The following is a 17,350-nucleotide window of genomic DNA, read 5'->3' as shown; positions in this document are numbered from 1 at the left end:
TTGTCAGCAGGGACGAAGGAGACAGGTGCTAACCGACCAGCAGGGTACGTACCAAGGGCATGTTGGCAACCAGGGCCAGAATCAATCCGGCCAATACCCAGGCGGTGGCCCCGGCCAAAGCCCCTTTGGTGCGCATATATAGCCAACCCAAAAATAGGCTTGCCATCAGGAAGAAGATTGTAGGGCCGGGAATGGCTAGGGCAAACAGCACTGGAATCATGAAGTTACTTAGCTCCTTATAGCGCTCCTTATAAATCGGATATCCCACGCCGCGAATAACCACCTCCAGCAAACCCAGCCCCAAAAAAATGGGGTACATGGTGCCGAGTCCACTCAGACCCAGGGGCTTGGCGATGTAGGAATACAAACCCAGTAGGGCCAGTAAAACCAGGCCGGCCCAAGTGCCTTCGACCCAGCTTGATCTCGAGCCCAACGCCTGAACCAGGCCCTCTTGCTTCACCATCTGATAGGTAATGAGAAGGGCCAAAGCGCCCATCAGAAAATAGAACACTGGGCGTACAACCTGGCCCTGGAATGGGGTAAACAAAGCCAACAGGTTTTGGTAGAGCAGTTGCCCAATGCCTACACTGGCCAGCCCCGCCAAAATAAAGGCCAGTATGAGCCATAGATGAATGGAGCCAGGCCCAAAGCGCCGATCGCTGCCCATTTCCACGGTACGCATGGGCTCGATACGGCTTTCCCCATACAGCACCAGCCCCAAGTAGATAAGGAACACCAGCAGCCAGGGCCAGATTTTGCCCAACAGGCTGCTGGGAAGGCTTACCCTCGAGGATAGCTGACGCAACACCAGCGAGCCTTTTTCAAATTCACCCAGGCCGTAGTAGACCATGGCTAGCAGCCCTAAAGTTTGGGTGTAGTCCCCCTCTAGGGGCCCCAGGCGAGGCAAGACTTCCTCTAGGGCCTCCGCTGCTGCGCGGGTGTCACCCGACAGCCACATCAAGCGGGCTTTTACAAGCTGCTCCTTGGGACTGCTGCCCAGTAGACCCAGGGCTTCTTGAGGCCGCCCCAGCCGCTCTGCCAGTCGAGCCGCGCCCAGTCGGGCTTCTTCCGAGGCTGCTATCCGTCGGTAGGTGGCGTAAGCTTCTTCGTAGCGGCCTAAAGCCTCGTAAATCTGCGCCCGTAGCAGCACCGCCTCGGTGCTCAGGCCTCTGGGTAGGCGCTCGAGTGCCTCGGATGGCCGCCCCTCCAACAGTAAAAAGCGCGCCTCCAGCAGGGCTACCTCGGGGTCTTGGGGGCCCATTTGCTTCATTTGTTGGAGGAAGGGCTGGGCCGCAGCCAGGTTGTTTTCCTCGAGGTAGATGCGTCCCAGCAGTTTGATGCTGGGCAGGTGATTGGGGTTGTCCACCAGCGCGAGCTGACAGGTTGCTTTGGCGCTATCCCGCACCCCCTGGTCGTACAGGGCCTTGCACTGGGTGTAGTAGCCTTCAGCGCCAAGCTGGGCCAGGGCCGTAAACGCAAATAGGGCGATTCCCACGGCGAAAGGAATCGCTCGTAACGCTACCATGGGGGTAGTGTAACATGCACACCCAGGCTAGTTGCCTGCAGATGCACATCCGGTAAAATCCATGCGGTATCGTAGTCGGCTGCGAGCCGCAAAGAGGAGGAACCTGTGAGGAATCTGCTACTTGGGCTGATGGTGCTGCTGTCCATGGGCTTGGCCCAAAACCCTGCAACAGTCGAGAAACTGATTGATGAAGGCAAGTTTCAAGAGGCCTACGAGGCAGGCTTGCGATTGGGGAACGCCGAAGGCCTGATTCTGGCTGCCAAAGCCGCCAGCTATTTTGCAGGCTACCAGGCCAAAGATAACGAAAAAGCCGACTGGTATGGCCGGGCCGAAGCCGCTGCCCGTCGGGCCATCCAGGCCGACGCCGATAATGCCGAGGCCTATTTTGAGCTGGCTCGAGCCCAGGGCCGCCTTTCGCAGTACCGGGGTATTTTGGAAAGCCTGGGCCTGGCTAGCAGCATCAAAGAGAACCTGGACAAAACCCTGCGTCTGAACCCCCGCCATGCCGGGGCCAGGGTCGCGCTGGCCCTGTGGCACCATTCGCTCATCTCCAAGAACGTGGGCTGGTTGTACGGGGCCAATGGCAACCAGATTATGCCGCTGTTCAACGAGGCCATCCAGCTCGAGCCCCAGACCATCATCCACAAGGTGGAGCTGGCCGGGGTGCTGGCTGCCCAGGGTAAGAAAGAAGAGGCCCGCAAGCAGTACGAGGCCGCTTTGGCGATTGCTCCCAAAACCGCCGCCGACCGCTTCGACCTCGAGCGCGCCCGGCGTGAGTTGGCGGCTTTGCGGTAGGGCCTGGTCGAGGGCAGCCCCACACCCCTTATTGTTCAAAGAAGCAGGCGGGGCCTATACAACCTTGCGAGGCCGGGCCCCGCGCGTTTTATTGGGTACGATTTGATACAATTTCAGGCGGGCTAACCCCCTTTTGTAGGTCTCGATTTTTAAAGGAGCTTTGATGAACGACCCTTTTGGCCGTATCCCCGGTTGGAGCCCCCATCAGCGCGTGGGCCTGTTCGTAGATACCCAGAATCTCTACCACTCGGCCCGCGACTACTACGGGCAGAACGTCAACTTCGAAAGCCTGATGCGCTATGCGGTGGCCAACCGCCAACTGGTGCGGGCCACCGCCTACGTAGTCGAGCGCGAGCACGACACCTCGGCCTGGCCCTTTATCTATAAGCTCTCCACCATTGGCTTCCGGGTGCGCCGCATGAATCTGACCCTCAAGGAGACCACCGACGAGGGCAAGCCCATCTACGAAGGCAACTGGGATATGGGCATCGCCGCCGATATGGTGCGGCTGATGCATACCCTGGACGTGGTGGTGCTGGGCAGCGGCGACGGCGACTTTGTGGACATCGTGGAGGTGCTGATGGAACGCGGCATCCGGGTCGAGGTGATCGCCTTCAAGGAGACCACCTCGCAAAAACTGATTGATGCCGTAGACCGCTTTATCCACCTGCCTGAGATCGAGAATGCCTTCGTGCCCAGTAAGGACCGGGAGCGTACAGCAGTACCACGAATCGAGCCCTAGCCCGCGAACCCGGCCATAAACCCATTCCATGAACCTCGAGGACTTCGACTACCACCTACCCCCCGAACTCATCGCCCAGAGTGGAGCCGAGCCCCGCGATACCTCGCGGTTGATGGTAATTGACCGCTACAGCGGCCAGATTGCCCACCGCATCTTCCGCGACCTGCCCCAGTACCTTCGGGCAGGGGATGTGCTGGTGCTCAACCAGAGCAAGGTGATTCCGGCCCGTACTTTTGCCACCAACCCACATGGAACGGTGCTCGAGGTGCTGCTGGTGCGGGAAATTCCCTCCAGTGAGGGGCTGTGGGAGGCCCTGCTCAAACCCGCCAGACGGGCTAAGGTAGGCTCGAGGCTGACCTTTCCCGATGGGCTCTTCGCTACCGTGGAGGCCATCGAAGCAGACGGAACCCGGCTGCTCAGGTTTTCCGGCAATGTCTGGGAACACCTGGAAAACATCGGAAAGATGCCGCTGCCCCCCTACATCCAGGCCTCGGTAGACCCGGCCCGCTACCAGACCGTGTACGCCAGAACCCCCGGCTCGGTGGCCGCGCCCACAGCGGGGCTGCACTTTACCCCCGAACTGCTGGACAGGGTACGGGGGCTGGGGGTGGATATTCAATACGTCACCCTGCACGTGGGCCCCGGCACCTTCAAGCCTGTCCAAGACGACCCCGACCGGCATGTGATGCATTTGGAGCCCTACGAGGTTTCGCCGCAAACCGCCGAGGCAGTCAACCGCGCCAGGGCCGAGGGGCGGCGGGTGATTGCGGCAGGCACAACAGTGGTACGCACCCTCGAGACCGCCTACAGCGCTGAGCTAAGCGGTGTGCGGGCGGGCAGCGGCGAGACCCAGCTATTCATTCGCCCAGGGTTCAGGTTCAACGTGATAGACGCCCTGATTACCAACTTTCACCTGCCCAAATCCACCCTGCTGATGCTGGTCTCGGCCTTTATGGGGCACGAGCTGATGAAACAGGCCTACCAGACCGCGGTGGCCGAACGCTACCGGTTTTATAGCCTGGGCGATGCCATGCTGATTCTGTGAAAACTAGGTTTCGACCGCCTCGAGCGCCTCTTCCCGAACGATAATCTGCGCCGGGTTCCCGATGGCGGTTGCACCGGGGGGCACGGGTTTGGTGACCACCGCCCCGGCCCCAATCTTGGCCCCATCGCCCACCACGATAGGCCCCAGCACCACCGCATGGGCCCCCAGCAGCACCCCCTTGCCAATGGTGGGGTGGCGCTTCTCGCGGGTGAAGCCGGTGCCGCCCAGGGTCACCCCGTGGTACATCAGCACATCGTCGCCCACTTCGGCGGTCTCGCCAATTACAATGCCCATGCCGTGGTCTAGCACCACCCGGCGGCCAATGCGGGCGCCGGGGTGAATCTCGACCCCGGTGAGCATACGGGTAAAGTGGGCCAGAATGCGGGCCAGTAACTTGAAATTGGCCCGCCAGAGCCAGTGGTTGAGCCGGTGCATCCACAAGGCGTGCATCCCCGGACTGAACAGGATGGCCTCGAGGGCACCCCTGGCCGCCGGGTCTCGGTCCAGCACGGCCTGCACATCCTCTCTAAACCGTTCCACTATGGATACCATTCTGGGACACTCGAGGCAGAACCAACCCTGCCTGCTGATTAAGCTTAGCCAGTCTTCCTTCAGCCTGGCTGTGAGCTTGCATTCTATTGGATCCTTGAGTATGCAGTACAGCCGGTCAGGGTTTGGCCCGGTTCTGTTCTCGAATGGCAGCTATCTGCTCGGTCTCGAAACCGGTTTGAGCCAGCATGGATAGAATCAGGTCGCTTTTGGCCTCGATGTAAGCCTCGATGTTGTGGGCATGCTCCTGGGCAAGACGCTTCTTCAGGGCGCCATACGCCTGTACCGCCGCGGGATGAGCCCGGAGATAGTCCCGCAAGGCCAGGTGGTTGCGCAGGCTCACGCTGTCTTGCAGACAAACATACAGATGATGCGGTGGCAGGTGGGCCGGTTGCTGGAAGGCTTCCCGCCCCTCGATACCCAGGTTGCCCCGGTGCACATAGCCCAGCGTTCCCAGGCGTTCGATGGCCAGAGGAATTAGGGCGGCAGAGGCGATGACCACATCCATATCAATGATAGGCTTGGCGGCCAGTCCCGGCACCGAGGTACTGCCCACGTGCTCGATGGCCAGGGCAAAATCCTGTACTGCTCGCCAGACCGGCGCCCGGAGCCGTTCAAAAACTTCGGGCCAGGTAGGATCGTAGTCCACCACCACAATGGGCTGGGACATGCCTAGGCCCCAATCGAGACGTTATCGAGGTTCAGGTTGGTGTACACGTTCTGCACATCGTCGAGCTCTTCCAGGGCTTCCACCATGCGCAGCACCTTCTCGGCCTCTTCCTGGCTCAGGCTCATGGTGTTTTGCGGCACCATGGTGATCTCGGTGTCCTCGGGCTTGAAGCCTTTGGCCTTGAGGGCGTTGGCTACGGCATAGACTTCCTGGGGGTCGGTATAGACTTCCAGACCTTCTTCACTCTCCTGAAGATCAATCGCCCCGGCCTCGATGGCGGCTTCCTGTGCGGCCTCGGTGTTGGGTTCAACCCAGATATAGCCCCGCCGGTCGAACTGCCACGAGACCGACCCGGTAGCCCCCAGGCTGCCCCCGTGCTTGTTGAAGATGTGACGCACCTCCGAAGCCGTGCGGTTGCGGTTGTCGGAGAGGGCCTGCACGATGATGGCCACCCCGCCCGGTGCGTAACCCTCGTAGACGATCTCTTCGTAGTTGCTGCCCTCGTCGTCGCCGCCGGCAAGTCGCTTCAAAAGGCGCTCGATGTTGTCGTTGGGTACATCGGCGTCCCGGGCAGCTTCGATTAGGTTGCGCAGGTTGACGTTGGCCGCCGGGTCGGCGCTACCCCCCGCCCTGGCCGCGGCTGCAATCAGACGCAGGTATTTGCTGACGATCTTACCTTTTTTGAGGTCGTTAGCGGCTTTCTTGCGCTTAATTTGTGCCCATTTGCTATGACCAGCCATACATCACCGTCCTTCAGTATACGGCAGTCACCACCGGGAAAAGCAGCTGGTGTTTCCCGAGTAGCTACTCGGAGTTTTGATTACGATAGGCCTTTATAGCTAGACTTAGAACAATTGCGGCGGTGGTCTATAATGGCCCTTATGCGTCGCGTCGTCGTTACCGGAATTGGCCCGGTGGCCCCCAACGGCATCGGAGCCGAAGCCTTCCACAAAGCCCAGCTCGAGGGCCGGTCGGGCATCCGCCGCATCACCCAGTTCGATGCTTCGAGCTACCCCGTGCAGATTGCGGGCGAAGTGGATGTCAACCCCGAGGAATACATAGACAAGCGCGAGTTGCGCCGCCTGGATCGTTTCACCCAACTGGCCCTGATTGGCGGGCACCTGGCCTTGCAGGATTCGGGGCTGGAGCTCGAGAAAGAAGACCCCACCCGCATCGGTACCCTGATTGGAACCGGCATCGGGGGTATGATTACCTGGCAGGAGCAGAGCAAGGTGCTCTTCGAGAAGGGTGGTACCCGCCTATCGCCTTTCTTCATCCCCATGATGATTGCCAACATGGCCTCGGCCCAGCTGGCCATGAAATATGGCTTCATGGGGCCATCCTCCACGGTAGTAACCGCCTGTGCAACCGGCTCAGATGCCATAGGCAACGCCTTGCGGGTAATCCAACTGGGTGAGGCCGATGTGATGCTCACCGGCGGCACCGAGGCGGTGGTCACCGAGATGGCCATTGGCAGCTTTGGGGTGATGCGGGCCCTCTCGACCCGCAACCACGAACCCGAGAAGGCCAGCCGCCCTTTCACCAAAAGCCGCGATGGCTTTGTGCTCTCGGAAGGGGCTGCGGTGCTGGTGCTGGAGGAGTACGAACGGGCCAAAGCCCGTGGTGCCAAAATCTACGCCGAGCTGGTGGGTTTTGGCCGCAGCGCCGATGCCCATCACATTACCGAGCCTCACCCCGAGGGCGCGGGCGCGGCCCTGGCCATGCGAGCGGCCCTCAAGGATGCCAAGGTCAGCCCTGAGCAGGTCGGCTACATCAACGCCCACGGCACTTCTACGCCGGTCGGGGACAAGGCCGAGACCCTGGCCATCAAAAAGGTCTTCGGCGAGCACGCCTACAGGCTCTCGGTCTCGTCCACCAAGAGCATGATTGGGCACCTGTTGGGCGCGGCGGGGGCCATCGAGGCTGTGGCTACCGTGCAGGCCCTGGCCAGCGGAATTCTGCCGCCCACCATCAACCTCGAGGATCCCGATCCCGAACTCGACCTCGACTACGTGCCCAACACCCCTAAAGAAAAACAGGTGGACTACGCCCTCTCCAACTCGTTTGCCTTTGGAGGGATGAACGCCACCCTGCTCTTTAAGCGGGTTTAGCCAATCAAAATTCGCTCTGGCCGTGGTTGGAGGGGCGAGCAGCTCTGCGGATCTTTACGGCTTGGGTGACCATTTTTATAACCCAGGCCAACCTACCATTCGCTTAACATTTTTTTGCGTATCATTGAGGGAATATGGCCCTACGACATGCGTTGGTGAGCGGCATGGTGGTGCTTGGTCTGGCTGGTTCGGCCCTGGCTTCTCCCGCCCAGGATCTGTTTGATCAAGCTACTTTTCTGATCGGCTTCTACTACAACGGCCCGGCCAAGGTTCCGCCCTTCAGGGAGCTACGGCGGCAGTACCAGCCTGAACTTGATCGGCTTTGTGCTTCTGAAGGTAACCGCTGCGGCTTCGATAAAGCAAAACAGGTTATCGAGCGCATTGTGCGGGATATTGCCGATCCATTTACGGTCTTGGTCACTCGAGACCAGCTCATCGATGACGAGCGTTATGGGGCTGGCCTGGGGCCCGCGGCCCCCAGGATAGGGGTCTGGGTACGCGAAACTCCCAGGGGGTTGGTGGTGAGCGAGGCCTTTCCCGGCGAGCCGGCGTACGAGGCCGGGCTGCGCCGGGGCGACCTGATTACCCAGATTGCAGACCAGCCTGCGACCCTGGCCCGGCTGAACGCGGCTGAGGCAGCCCGCAGCCCCTTTGGCTTGCGTTATAGCCGGCAAGGCACGGCCCGCAGCGTGACGCTCACCCCACGGGTGGCCGAGGCCACCATGCAGCCCAGGCTCGAGGTCAATAACAATATCGCCTACTTGCGTATCTACCATCTCTACAGTTCCGAAAACTACTCCACTGCCCAGCTTATCCACGATGCTGCACGTCGGGCGGAACAGGCCGGGGCCCGCGGGATGGTGATCGACCTGCGCGATGCCCTAACCGGTTACGACTCGGAAGCCCTGCTGGCGGCGGCGGCTTTTACCGGCAAGGGGGGGTTCATTTACGATCGTCGTTTTCAGGGGCAGGATGAAACCCACACCGTAGAAAATGGCAAGCTTTACGTGCAGCCTGAAGGAGCCGAAAAGGAAGAGCAAAACGCCCTCGGGCGGCCTTACCTGGCCCGTATCCCGGTTGTGGTGCTGGTTAACCGCAATACCTTCAACTCTGCCGAAATGCTGGCCTACTTCCTGCAGGCAGCGGGTCGGGCCAGGGTGGTGGGAGAGCCCACCGCCGGTGCCCTGGGGATGTCGGGCAGCGCCGAGGGCCCCCTTATCAACGGCGATTTTATCGCGGTTTCTTCGCTTAGAATGCGCAACCTGGACGGCTCGCCCTTCCCCCTCAAAGTCAGCCCCGATGTGGTGGTGGAGGACGACCTCGAGGCCCTTATTGCCGGGCGTGACCGAGTACTGGAGCACGCCTTGGAAATGCTGCGGTAGGTGAAAGCTATGCGCAAACTGTTTGCCACTCTGGTTCTGGTGCTCGGCTCGCTTTCGCTGGCCTCGCCGGCTCAAGACCTCTTCGACCAGGCCAGCTTCTATGTGGAGTTTTATTACAACGGCCCTGCTACTTTGAACCTCAAAGAGCTCACAGCCCGCTACCAGGTGGAGCTGGATCGTGCCTGTGCTTCGCAAAAAGATACCTGCCCCTACGAGCAAGCCGTGCCCATCATCGAGCAGATGGTGGACGAACTCAACGACAATCACACCTATTACCTGAGCCCCGAGGCTTTGCGCGGCACTCGAGAAAGCCGCCAGGGTAATGCGCCTTCCCGCACGTTGCGCATTGGTGTCAGCCACCTGCCCATACCTGGTTCCCGCGACCGCCTCATTGTGGATGTGGTGGAGGGAGGGCCAGCCGACGAGGCTGGGCTGGCTTATGGCGACCGCATCATTGCTATCAACGGACGCTCCTTGGGCGAGCTGCCTGATGACAATCAGGTCGTCCAGCTCCTAACGCAGTCGGTGCAATCGGGGCGTCCGGTGGTTTTAACCATTCTGCGGGGCCCCGAGCGCCAGCGCCTCGAGATAACCCTCACAGGCCGTGAAATTAATCTGGCCCGCTTCCCCTCGCTCAAAATAAGGCCCGATGGCGTGGCGGTGCTCAAAATCCCCGACTTTGATGCCCAGGGCCAGGTGGGCCGCCGGGTACACGAGCTTGTGCGTGAGGCCCAGCAGAAAAACGCGCGGGCCATGGTTTTGGAATTGCGGGGCAACAGCGGCGGCTTGCTCAACGAGATGATTCTTGCCGCAGCTGCTTTTCTGGACGAGGCTTATGTGGCCCTGGAAGACCGCTATCAGACCGAGCGCACCGAGTTTCGTATCCGTGATGGGCGGTTCACCATTACCCGCAATGGTCAGAGCGAGACCGCTAACCTACCATTCCTGACACGCTGGCGCGGCCCCTTGGTGGTGCTGGTAGACAACAACACTGCTTCGGGTGGAGAGTATCTGGCGTCGGCCATCCAGAAGGCCAGGGTAGGGGCCCTGGTGGGCGTACCCACGCTGGGCATTGGCAACACCACCACCCGCCCCTTCAATTTGATTAACGGAGGGGCCTTGAGCATCTCCTACAACCGGGCCTTTTTTGCCGATGGAACGCCTTATCCGCCACGGGCTACTCCAGACTTCGTGGTTGAGAACTCCCTCGAGCAGCTCGCCAACACCGGGCGTGACCTGCCTTTTGAGAAGGCCCTCGAGGCACTGGGTATCAAGGCAGGCCGGTAATAGCGAGGCTGCGCCCGCCTGGATGTGGGATTGATACACAGGTGTCCTGTGGGTTGAAAATTACACCTTAGCCGGCCTGTGCTGGGTACAATCTGAGCAAGCTTATGAAAGTTTCTGTGCGCCTCGACTTCTCGCCCGTTACAAGCGATTCGGCTGCAATTGTGCATGAGCTTTACTTAAATTGCCCCACCTATATTTCACTCATTGGGGGGGACATGCCCACCCTAAACGACATTCGGCGCGAGCTTGATACCCTTCGCCACGACACCAGGCGCCAGGCGCTGCTCTTGATGCAGGAGAACCGGCCCGTGGGTTTTCTGGACTACAAAGTGGCTTACCCTGATCTGCACTCGGCCACCATCAGCCTGCTCTTAATCGAGGAAAAGCTGCAGGGCCAGGGTCTGGGAAAGGCCGCGGTAGAGCAGCTCGAGGCCCAGTTGAGTGGCCGAATGGAACAGTTGTATGCAGTGGTGTACGGCAATAACGAGCAGGCCAAACGCTTCTGGGAGCGAGTAGGCTTTGAGCATCTGCGCGACAGTGGCCCGACCCTGAGCTGGTATATGAAATCTCTAAAGTAGTTTCGGGAGTATCTTGTGGATCTGGGCATTGCAGGTAAGCTGGCCCTGGTAACAGGGGCGTCGCAAGGAATTGGACGGGCTATCGCAACCACTTTGGCGGAGGAGGGGGCTAGGGTGGTGATGGCAGCACGCAATCGCGAGAAACTCCAAGAGCTGGTACGTGAAATCAGGACGAGTGGGGGAGAAGCCCATGCGGTAGCGGTGGATCTAGCTCGAGAAGAGGAGCTCGAGCGCCTAATTGTAGAAACCCAAAAACTGGGAGCTGTGGAACTCTTCCTGGGTAATACAGCGGGGCCCAAGCCTGGGGCGGCTCGAGACTTGAAGATTCAAGATATTCGCATGGCCGCAGAGCAGCTTTGGTACCCGATGGTGACTTTAGCTAATGCCTTGCTTCCTGATATGCAGGCGAGGCAGTTCGGCAGAATTCTGTTTATCACCTCGCTGGCTGTTAAGGAGCCCATCGAGAATTTAGCCCTTTCCAACGCTCTACGAGCAGGACTGACAGGTTATGCCAAAACCCTGGCTAAAGAAGTGGCTCCCTTTGGCATTACGGTCAATACCTTGGGGCCGGGCTATACCCGCACGGAACGGGTTGAGGAGGTATTTGCCTTTCGTGCCCAGAGCCAAGGCATCAGCTTAGAAGCAGCATATGCTCAGCAGGCCGCACAGATACCAGCAGGCCGGATGGCTTCCCCCCAAGAAATTGCTAACGTGGCCGTTTTTTTGCTCTCGGCCAGGGCTAGCTACTTAACCGGTCAAGCCATTATGGTGGAGGGCGGGGTCATTCGAGGGTTGCTGTAATACCGGACTCACAAGAAGGGTCGTTCAACTACATGCAAGGGGTTGCCCTCTGTAATCCTTTGGCTGCAGAGCTGATCCCAGAGCCGGTCGAAGGGGTCGAAGCAAAAGATACCCTTTCATACTGTTTCCGCTTGAATCCTTCACCGCCATGCGCAGCCAGAGGTGAAGGATTCAAGCTGACCGAAGGGAGTAGAAAAGCATTTCGACGGTATCGTTCTCTGTTATACGGATTGGGCTAGCTGGTCGCATTCAATGACGAGTGAACCGAACCTGGTATCAGTTCAACCACCCGATCTACCAGCGAAAGCCAGCTTTTGTCGTGAGTGGCAATAATTACGCCGCCTCGCGATCGGGCGTAGCGCACCAGGTTTTCTAGCAACCCCCGCCCTTCTGCATCCAGGGCTGCCTCGGGTTCGTCTAGTAGCCAGATATCGGGGTTTTGCAGGCGCAACTTGGCCATGGCCAGGCGCTTTTTCATGCCGCTGCTATAGCTCAGTACGGGCTTGTCGTGCGGGAGCCCGACCTCTGCCAAGGTGGTAGCAATCTCTTTGCTGTCACTGACTCGCCCATCGAGCCGAAGGGCATAATGCAGATTTTCCGCTCCAGAAAAATGCCGATGAAAGGCCGGTGGATTGGCCAAAAAACCCACTCTTCCGCCCAGCTTGACCGAACCCTGGGTTGGCTGTATCAAACCAGCTAGCACCCTCAATAATGTGGTTTTCCCCACGCCATTGGGCCCTACTAGGGCTACGGCCTCGTGCTGGGCGAGCTGAAAGTCTAGGTCACGCAGTACCCAGTCCCGCCCGTAGCGCTTGGAAACCAATACGGCCTCAATCAGCATAGGACTTATCATACGCATAGGTTACTGCCCAATTAGGCCCTTCTCGAGGTTCAGAAGCCACTCGGGCGTGATTTTCAAAAAGAAGCTGTTGAGTTGGGTAAAGGTACCGGTAAACATCAGCACGCCTACCACAACCAGAACAATCCCAGCCGTTACCTCGGCCCAGCGAGAGAAATGGGCTGCCTTGCGCAGCACAGGACGGATGCGATCGGCAAAAAGAGCCACCAGCAGGAACGGTATAGCCAGCCCCAAAATGTAGGCCAGCAGAAAGCTGACCCCACCTCCAGTGGCCGTGAGGGTCAAAATGCCCCCCAGGATTGGCCCAATGCAGGGTGTCCAACCCAGACCCAAGATGGCACCCAGCACAAAGGCCCCCCAGGGGCGACTGGTATCCCCCTGATAGCGCAAATTAACCCCCCACTTTGGCTTTAAGCCCAGCATGTACAGGCCAAACAAGACCAGGATGACCCCGCCCGCCTGACCCAGTAACTGGCGGTTTTCCGCTAACAGCCCCCCCAGAATGGTGAAGGGTAGCCCTAGCAGCAAGAACACCAGCGAGAACCCACCTACGAAGAAGAACGCATTGAAAAGAGGCCGTCCGCGCTCCCCGCCCAGGTACAGAAGGTAGGTAGGTACCAGCGGCAGCACGCATGGCGAAAGAAAAGAGAGAATCCCGGCTAGAAAGGCGGCAATAAGACTCATATTAGCCAGGATAGCCCAGAAGGGTTAGGGAATTCGTAATTCTTTCAAGGGTTGCCGGGTAATATTTGAAGATGCAAGACGGCACCCTGGAATATCAGCGTGACCAGCGTATTCGCGCCATATTGGAGGCCATTCCCGACGACATGCTGCTGGTAGATCTCGAGGGTAATATCCGTGAGTACAAGGCTGGCAGGAGTGCTACTCACCTGCCCATGGATCGCTTCCTGGGTACAACCCTGAGTGAGCTATTTGCTCCAGATGTAGCACAAGCGCTTCAACGAGCCGCTTGTAAGGTGCTGGCTGGTGAACCGGCCCAGGTACTCGAGTTTAGCCTGGAATCGCGGGACTTCGAGGCCCGGATTGTCCCCATGGAAAAAGAGCTGACTCTGATGCTTTTCCGGGACGTCACGCTCGAGCGCCAGGCCGATCGTCTAAAGTCGGAGTTTATGGCGGCTGTCTCGCACGAACTCAAAACGCCGCTGGCCTCGATACTGGGTTTTAGTGAACTGCTGCTGGACGATAAATACAGCCCTTCGGAGCTTAAGGGTTTTTTAGAAAACATACAGCACAGCAGCCTGCGGCTCAAAGATATGGTCAACAACTTGCTGGACACATCACGCCTGGAGGCTGGCCGATTTAGCATCAATCGGCAGCCTGTAGACCTACGGGCCACCTTAGCCCAGACTGCCCGCAGCTTTGCCGGGGTGGCCAAACTTAGCCAGATTCAGTTCATTTTGGAGCTCGAGCGGCTGCCCATTATCGAGGCCGATCCGGAGCGCATTGGACAGGTGGTGGGCAATTTGCTTTCCAACGCATTTAAGTTCTGTCCCCGCCAGGGCACCGTTTGGTTACGGGCCAGAGCCCATGGTGGGATTTTGATCGAGGTAGAGGATACTGGCCCGGGCATCCCACTGGAAGAGCAGGGCCAGCTCTTTCAGCGCTATAGCCGCACCAAAAGTGCCATTGCCAGAGGCATTGTGGGTACGGGGCTGGGGCTTTACATTTCCAAGGCCATTGTCGAAGCCCACCAGGGGCGCATATGGGTAGATTCGCAGGAAGATCGGGGGGCCAAGTTTAGTGTGTGGCTACCGCTTTAGCGTTAGGCTAAGGATATGCTGCGCATAGTAGGGCTGGGCAAGAGTTATCCGGGATTCAAGTTATCGGTATCGCTGGAGGTTGGCCCAGGGCAAACCCTGGCCTTGCTGGGGCCTTCGGGGAGTGGCAAGAGTACGCTTTTGCGGCTGGTTGCGGGTCTGGAAATACCCGAAGCAGGTCAGGTTTGGCTGGATGAAGCCGAACTCACACTGCTGGCGCCCGAAGCGCGCCGTGTTGGGCTTGTGTTTCAGGACTATGCGTTGTTCCCGCACATGTCGGTATGGGAAAATATCGCTTTTGGCCTGCGCGAAGCGCGCTGGGAGGCCTATAGAATGCGGGAGCGGGTAGCCTTTTTACTGGAGTTGACCCATCTGGGGCCTCATGCCCACAAGCGCCCCGACCAGCTTTCGGGCGGGGAACGGCAACGGGTAGCGCTGGCTCGAGCCCTGGCCAACAACCCCCGCTTGTTGCTCCTGGATGAACCATTGGGCGCACTGGATTTGAAGCTACGGCAGGAACTGCTCCTGGAACTGCGAGCCATCTTGCGCCAGATTGGCGTACCGACCATTGTGGTTACCCACGACCAGTCCGAAGCATTTGCAATTGCCCAGCAGGTGGCTTTGCTAAAGGAGGGCATCGTTGTGCAACTCGGCTCACCCGAGCAGCTTTTTCGCCAGCCCAAGAACCCTTGGGTGGCCAGTTTTTTGGGCCACCGCAACCTGCTCTCTGCCGAGCAGAGCCGCCAGATGGGCCTTCCGGCCCGACCACACTTGTTGCCCCAGGAGGCCATAACCCTGGGGGTGGGTGAAGAAGCGGTTGTACGGGAGCGGGTATTTAAGGGTTTTGTGGTGGCCCTCGAGCTGGTCTGGCGGGGCCTGGGGCTGTACCTGGAAGGCCCGGAGCAGGGGCTTTACCCCGGCGATACCACCCAGATACGGGTAGATTGGTCGAGGGTGGTCGCGCTGGAAGAGGAGCAAACAGGTCGTCGCGACACCATAAATCCCCTGGCCTAAGCCGTAGGTTGGTCTTGTTTATGCACCGCTTTACCATTCTGCTGGGAGGCCTGGTTGTGCCCACCGAGCGGCTAAGAGCCCAGGTGGCCGGAAGCCGGATTATTGCAGCTGACGGGGGTATGCGCCATGCGCAAACCCTGGGGCTTATGCCCGAGCTGTGGGTTGGCGACTTCGACTCGGCCTCCCCAGAACTGGAGCAAGCCTATGTCCAGGTGCCTCGAGAGGAACACCCGGTGGCTAAGGACTTTACCGACGGCGAGCTGGCGGTCGCGGCAGCCCTGGCCCGGGGGGCCGAGCAGCTTGTTCTGGTAGGGGCCATGGGAGGCCAGACCGACCAGACCCTAGCCCACCTGCTGCTGGGTATCCGGCTGGCCCGGCAGGGTATTGCCACCTTGCTGACCTCGGGTAACGAAGAGGCCCATCCCCTGTTGCCGGGACAATTGCGCTTATATCTGCCGCCGCAGAGCAAGCTCAGCCTGTTGCCCCTGGGGGGGTTTTCGGGCTTGAGTATTCGGGGCGTGCGTTGGCCACTCCAAAAAGCCAGCGTATCCTTGGGGAGTACGCAGACCCTTTCCAATCTGGCATTGGGCCCTGTGGAGATCGATCTCGAGGGTGGCTACGGGGTGGTGATCGTCTATCCCGAGTCTGCATAAAGCTCAAAAAGATATGCTTTTGTTCGACGAATAAAGAGAGCCCTTGCCATGAGCCTGCTGGCTTCTCATGACGAGGCCTGTGGGGGTCGCGGTATATTCAAGCATGGACACCCGCGGTTGGGTTCTCAAAGCCATTGAGAAGCTGCGCTTCGCCAGCGAAAAGGACATTATTCGCTGGCTGGACGAGGAGGGTGAGACCCTGTCCAGGGACGAACTGCGGCGCACCCTCGAGCTGCTGCTACAAGAAGACCGGCTCGAGCTCAAAAACGATCTCTTTCGTCTTAAGCGCAAAAGCGGTGGTCAAGCGGCTTTCGATAATCTGTTTAACGACTGATGACTGTGCCCATCTAACTCATGGGCTGGATGGCACAATTGGGGCATGGGCCGACACCTGTTTTTGCGGTTGGCTTTGGGGCTGGTGGCTGCCGGACTGCTGGCGCTGGCTCAGGCTTTCTCCACCGAGCGCATGCAGGCCGACCTGCAGGCCCTGCTGTCGCAGGGGCCGCGGGTCGCAGGCCTGCCCGCGACCACAGCCGCCGGGGAATACCTGGCTGCCGAGCTGCGCAAGGCGGGCTACACCGTGGAATTCCAGCCCTTCACCTACAGCCGCACCCGCGACCAGGGCTCGAGCCTCCAGGTGGGTGCGGCCACTTTTCCGGTTAGCAGCATCGTGGGTAGCCCGGGCCGACGGGTAGAGGGGCCGCTAGCGGTGGTGCCGGGGGCGGGGCTGGCCGCCGACTTCGCCAACCTGAACCTGCAGGGCGCCATTGCGGTGGTGCGCCGGGGTGGGATTCCGGGCCTCGAGAAAGCCCAGTTGGCGGCCGAGCGGGGGGCTGTGGGCATTATCTTGCTGACCGAGGAGCCTAGCGGCACCCGCTTTACCTTTGGCGGCAACAGCCCCATTCCAGGGGTGACCCTCTCGCAGAGCGATGGTGCTGGGCTCTTCAGCCAGGTAGGAACCCGCGCCGTGCTGGACGTGCTCATCCTGACCGAGGAGGTACAGGGGCGCAACGTGATCGCCAAGCGCGGCGGCCAGAATCCGCTGGCCATTGTGGGGGCCCACTACGACTCGGTTCCGGGCAGCCCCGGGGCCAACGACAACGCCTCGGGCACCGTGACGGTGCTCGAGCTGGCCCGCCAACTGGCCGATAGCCCCCTCGCAGCGCAAATCTGGTTCATGTTTTTCGATGGGGAAGAGGACGGGCTGTGGGGCTCGCGCCGGTTTGTCGAACAGAACTCCGAAATTGTGCGGGGCCTGAAGGGCATGCTCAACCTGGACATGGTGGGCGTCAACGTGAATGGTTCCCTGGGCATCGGTGGGAGCGGTGAATTGCGGGCGCTGGCCGACTGCAACGCCCTCCAGGTGGCCTGCGGCAGTGCGCCGGGTGGGGGCAGCGACCACGTACCCTTTGCCCAGGCTGGGGTGCCGGTGCTTTTCTTCTTCCGGGGTCTCGACCCCAACTACCACCGCCCCACCGACACCCTCGCCGACCCCGTGCTGATGGCCCAGACCGGCCAGGTGGTGCGGGGGATTCTGGAAAGGCTGCTGCGCTAGGTGGAA

19 protein-coding genes are annotated in these 17,350 nt (G+C 59.8%); 13 read left to right on the top strand and 6 right to left on the bottom strand.

The features are described from left to right. Positions 1–28: 28 nt before the first annotated feature. Positions 29–1,525: a lipopolysaccharide assembly protein LapB gene (locus Q0X18_RS10965; protein ID WP_297562264.1), complete on the bottom strand. Its 1,497-nt coding sequence runs from the start codon at positions 1,523–1,525 to the stop codon at positions 29–31. 129 nt (positions 1,526–1,654) lie between these two features. Between Q0X18_RS10965 and Q0X18_RS10960 the strand changes: the two genes are divergently transcribed. The 3 genes from Q0X18_RS10960 to queA all read left to right on the top strand — a co-directional run bounded on the left by Q0X18_RS10960 (position 1,655) and on the right by queA (position 4,107). Then, on the top strand, positions 1,655–2,320 hold the full coding sequence (locus Q0X18_RS10960; protein WP_297563075.1) for a hypothetical protein: 666 nt from the start codon (positions 1,655–1,657) through the stop codon (positions 2,318–2,320). Between the two features lie 163 nt (positions 2,321–2,483). Beyond that, positions 2,484–3,062 carry an NYN domain-containing protein gene (locus Q0X18_RS10955; protein ID WP_297562262.1) on the top strand — a complete coding sequence of 193 codons (579 nt, stop codon included), beginning with the start codon at positions 2,484–2,486 and terminating at the stop codon, positions 3,060–3,062. Positions 3,063–3,090: 28 nt separating this feature from the next. Continuing rightward, complete coding sequence (queA, locus tag Q0X18_RS10950) at positions 3,091–4,107, top strand: tRNA preQ1(34) S-adenosylmethionine ribosyltransferase-isomerase QueA (protein ID WP_297562260.1); 1,017 nt, start codon at positions 3,091–3,093, stop codon at positions 4,105–4,107. A gap of 3 nt (positions 4,108–4,110) precedes the next feature. Here queA and cysE read toward each other — a convergent pair whose 3' ends face one another. From cysE to Q0X18_RS10935, 3 genes are read right to left on the bottom strand one after another with little or no spacing between them, the layout of a single operon-like run. Then, positions 4,111–4,746 carry a serine O-acetyltransferase gene (cysE, locus tag Q0X18_RS10945; protein WP_297563073.1) on the bottom strand — a complete coding sequence of 212 codons (636 nt, stop codon included), beginning with the start codon at positions 4,744–4,746 and terminating at the stop codon, positions 4,111–4,113. A gap of 28 nt (positions 4,747–4,774) precedes the next feature. Beyond that, on the bottom strand, positions 4,775–5,326 hold the full coding sequence (locus Q0X18_RS10940; RefSeq protein ID WP_297562258.1) for a GrpB family protein: 552 nt from the start codon (positions 5,324–5,326) through the stop codon (positions 4,775–4,777). Positions 5,327–5,328: 2 nt separating this feature from the next. Further along, a complete protein-coding gene (locus Q0X18_RS10935; RefSeq protein WP_297562255.1) occupies positions 5,329–6,066 on the bottom strand; it encodes a YebC/PmpR family DNA-binding transcriptional regulator in 738 nt (245 codons plus the stop codon). A 141-nt stretch (positions 6,067–6,207) separates the two neighbouring features. On the opposite strand from Q0X18_RS10935, the gene fabF reads away from it, so the two are divergent. From fabF to Q0X18_RS10910, 5 genes are all read left to right on the top strand, one after another. Continuing rightward, the gene (fabF, locus tag Q0X18_RS10930) at positions 6,208–7,437 is read left to right on the top strand and encodes a beta-ketoacyl-ACP synthase II (protein WP_297562253.1); all 1,230 of its coding nucleotides are present in this window, start codon (positions 6,208–6,210) and stop codon (positions 7,435–7,437) included. 134 nt (positions 7,438–7,571) lie between these two features. After that, complete coding sequence (locus Q0X18_RS10925; protein WP_297562250.1) at positions 7,572–8,819, top strand: S41 family peptidase; 1,248 nt, start codon at positions 7,572–7,574, stop codon at positions 8,817–8,819. Positions 8,820–8,828: 9 nt separating this feature from the next. Next, positions 8,829–10,106, top strand: a complete 1,278-nt coding sequence (locus Q0X18_RS10920) for a S41 family peptidase (RefSeq protein ID WP_297562247.1) — start codon at positions 8,829–8,831, stop codon at positions 10,104–10,106. A gap of 104 nt (positions 10,107–10,210) precedes the next feature. After that, a complete protein-coding gene (locus Q0X18_RS10915; RefSeq protein WP_374707514.1) occupies positions 10,211–10,684 on the top strand; it encodes a GNAT family N-acetyltransferase in 474 nt (157 codons plus the stop codon). Between the two features lie 15 nt (positions 10,685–10,699). Next, positions 10,700–11,485, top strand: a complete 786-nt coding sequence (locus tag Q0X18_RS10910; protein WP_297562242.1) for an SDR family oxidoreductase — start codon at positions 10,700–10,702, stop codon at positions 11,483–11,485. A gap of 235 nt (positions 11,486–11,720) precedes the next feature. Here the strand turns inward: Q0X18_RS10910 and Q0X18_RS10905 are convergent, their stop codons facing one another. Further along, entirely contained in the window at positions 11,721–12,326 is a 606-nt protein-coding gene (locus Q0X18_RS10905; protein ID WP_297562240.1) for an ABC transporter ATP-binding protein, read from the bottom strand. 21 nt (positions 12,327–12,347) lie between these two features. Continuing rightward, positions 12,348–13,028, bottom strand: a complete 681-nt coding sequence (locus tag Q0X18_RS10900) for a cytochrome c biogenesis CcdA family protein (RefSeq protein ID WP_297562236.1) — start codon at positions 13,026–13,028, stop codon at positions 12,348–12,350. 71 nt (positions 13,029–13,099) lie between these two features. Here Q0X18_RS10900 and Q0X18_RS10895 point away from each other — a divergent pair, with 71 nt between their 5' ends. The 5 genes from Q0X18_RS10895 to Q0X18_RS10875 all read left to right on the top strand — a co-directional run bounded on the left by Q0X18_RS10895 (position 13,100) and on the right by Q0X18_RS10875 (position 17,344). Next, positions 13,100–14,125, top strand: a complete 1,026-nt coding sequence (locus tag Q0X18_RS10895) for a PAS domain-containing sensor histidine kinase (protein WP_297562233.1) — start codon at positions 13,100–13,102, stop codon at positions 14,123–14,125. A gap of 15 nt (positions 14,126–14,140) precedes the next feature. Next, complete coding sequence (locus Q0X18_RS10890) at positions 14,141–15,136, top strand: ABC transporter ATP-binding protein (protein WP_297562231.1); 996 nt, start codon at positions 14,141–14,143, stop codon at positions 15,134–15,136. 20 nt (positions 15,137–15,156) lie between these two features. Further along, positions 15,157–15,789 (top strand): thiamine diphosphokinase, encoded by a 633-nt coding sequence (locus Q0X18_RS10885; protein ID WP_297562228.1) that lies wholly within the window; start codon positions 15,157–15,159, stop codon positions 15,787–15,789. Positions 15,790–15,892: 103 nt separating this feature from the next. Continuing rightward, complete coding sequence (locus Q0X18_RS10880) at positions 15,893–16,123, top strand: hypothetical protein (protein WP_297562225.1); 231 nt, start codon at positions 15,893–15,895, stop codon at positions 16,121–16,123. Positions 16,124–16,168: 45 nt separating this feature from the next. Next, positions 16,169–17,344: a M28 family metallopeptidase gene (locus Q0X18_RS10875; RefSeq protein WP_297562222.1), complete on the top strand. Its 1,176-nt coding sequence runs from the start codon at positions 16,169–16,171 to the stop codon at positions 17,342–17,344. Positions 17,345–17,350 lie beyond the last annotated feature (6 nt).

Source organism: Meiothermus sp., assembly GCF_026004075.1.
Taxonomy (GTDB): domain Bacteria; phylum Deinococcota; class Deinococci; order Deinococcales; family Thermaceae; genus Meiothermus.
The sequence above is the reverse complement of the archived record's forward strand: the minus strand, read 5'-3'. Positions and strand labels throughout refer to the sequence as shown.